This is a genomic window from Streptomyces sp. NPDC005070, assembly GCF_053600395.1.
Window position 1 is genome coordinate 1 of sequence record NZ_JBSFZS010000417.1, and the last position, 1,947, is coordinate 1,947.

Here is a 1,947-nt window from a genome sequence, read left to right on the forward strand (position 1 = left end):
AGGAGGCTGCCGGGCTCCGGCTCAGTGCGCGGTCCAGCCCCCGTCCAGCGCCAGCGAGGTTCCGGTCATCCCGCCCGTCTCGCGGGCCTCCCTCGTCCCGCCTGTCTTCGCCGCCCGGTGTGTCCCCGGGGTGCCGGCCGTCGCGGTCGTCCCTGTCGTCCCGCCCGTCCCCGGCGCGCCGGGCGCCTTGGCCGTGCCCGTGGTGTTCAGGGTCCGTACCGGCCGCGCCACCGGCGCCGCCCGTGCCGCGGGCCAGGTTGCCGCGGATGTCGTCCGTCATGTCCTCGTGCGGCATCAGCCCCGGCACCAGACCGTTGACCTGGATGCCGTACGGTCCCCACTCGACCGCCAGGGTCCGCACCAGGCTCTCCACGCCGGCCTTGGCCGCCGCGCTGTGCGCGAAACCGGGACCGCCGGTCCAGGCGTAGGACGCGCCGACGTCGATGACCGACCCCGGCGTGCCCGCCGCGAGGTGGCGCCTTCCGAACTCACGGGTCATCAGAAATGTTCCGGTGAGGGTGATGTCGACGACCGCCTGCCAGGCGTTCGGGGACATGTCCTCAGTCGCGACGGGGAAGTTGGCGGCCGCGTTGTTGACCAGCACGTCGGGCAGCCCGCACGCGTCGAACACCTCGGAGACGCGCTTCGGGTCACGGATGTCGCAGACCGCGGACCTGACCCGCGTGCCCAGCTTCGCCAACTCGGCGCGTGCGGGCGCCAGATGCCGCTCGCGGCGGCTGACGATCAGGAGATCGGCGCCCAGCCGGGCGAACTCCGCCGCGATCGCCCTGCCGAGTCCGGTACCGCCGCCGGTGACCAGCACCAGCGAGCCGTCGTACGTCCCGGCCGGAAGGGCGCTCGCGCCCATCGGGGGAGGGGCGGGGAGACCGGGGAGCGCGATGTCGTCCATAGCGGACTCGATACCTGGTGCGCCGTCAGACATCAAGAGCGGGAGCGAGCGGATCGCGGCGGGCCCGCCGGGCCGTCAGGCCGGACCGGCTCAGCGCGCGGAGAGGGCTCAGTACGCTGGAGGACATGCCAGAGGAAGTCCGTACATCCCAGGACCCCCGTGACGAACTGCGCGCCGACTGCGGGCGGTGTTTCGGGCTGTGCTGTGTCGCGCTCCCCTTCTCCCGCTCGGCCGACTTCGCGATCGACAAGGGCGCGGGGGAGCCCTGCCCGAATCTGCGCGACGACTCCCGGTGCGGCATCCACACCCGGCTGCGGCCGGCGGGCTTCACGGGCTGCACGGTCTACGACTGCTTCGGTGCCGGGCAGCACGTCTCCCAGGTGACCTTCGGCGGCGAGGACTGGCGCTCGGGGCCGAAGGAGCGCGCCCGGCTGATGTTCGACGTGTTCCCCGTCGTGCGCCACCTGCACGAACTGCTCCGGTACCTGAACGAGGCCCTGGCGCTCCCCGCCGCACGTCCGGTGCACGCCGAAGTCCGGAGCCTGATCTCCACGACCGAGCACCTCACCCGGCAGACCCCGGAGGAACTGGTGACGCTGGACGTCGGCGCGCACCGGCGGAAGGCCGGCGAACTGCTGCTGCGGGCCGGCGAACTCGTACGGACCGGGGCCGGCGGGAGCAGGAAGAAGGACCGGCGCGGCGCGGATCTGATGGGGGCCCGGCTCAAGGGTGCCGACCTGCGGGGCGCGAGTCTGCGCGGGGCGCTGCTCATCGCCACCGATCTCACGGGTGCCGATCTGCGCGGGGCCGATCTGATCGGCGCCGACCTCCGGGACGCCGACCTGACCGACGCCGATCTGACCGGGGCGCTGTTCCTCACCCAGCCCCAGCTCGATGCCGCCCGCGGCAGCGCCGGCACCCGCCTCCCGGAATCCGTCGCCCGCCCCGGTCACTGGACCACGGGAAGCTGAGGGACCGCCCGGGCGGTGAGCGGCACCCCGCCCGGGCCGGAGCGCCGCGGCCTCACTCGGTCGCGC

At 73.8% G+C, this 1,947-nt stretch carries 2 protein-coding genes; one reads left to right on the forward strand and one right to left on the reverse strand.

Translation table 11 applies throughout. The annotated features are described in order from the left end of the window. The coding region (locus ACWEBX_RS39740; RefSeq protein WP_451889570.1) for an SDR family NAD(P)-dependent oxidoreductase at window positions 1-910 on the reverse strand (910 nt) is incomplete at its 3' end. A gap of 125 nt (window positions 911-1,035) precedes the next feature. Here ACWEBX_RS39740 and ACWEBX_RS39745 point away from each other — a divergent pair. Further along, on the forward strand, window positions 1,036-1,881 hold the full coding sequence (locus tag ACWEBX_RS39745; RefSeq protein ID WP_451889571.1) for a pentapeptide repeat-containing protein: 846 nt from the start codon (window positions 1,036-1,038) through the stop codon (window positions 1,879-1,881). Window positions 1,882-1,947: the final 66 nt, after the last annotated feature.

Excerpts from the sequence above, each read along its gene's own strand:
- ACWEBX_RS39745 (WP_451889571.1), top strand. The coding sequence starts at position 1,036 with ATGCCAGAGGAAGTCCGTACATCCCAGGACCCCCGTGACGAACTGCGC.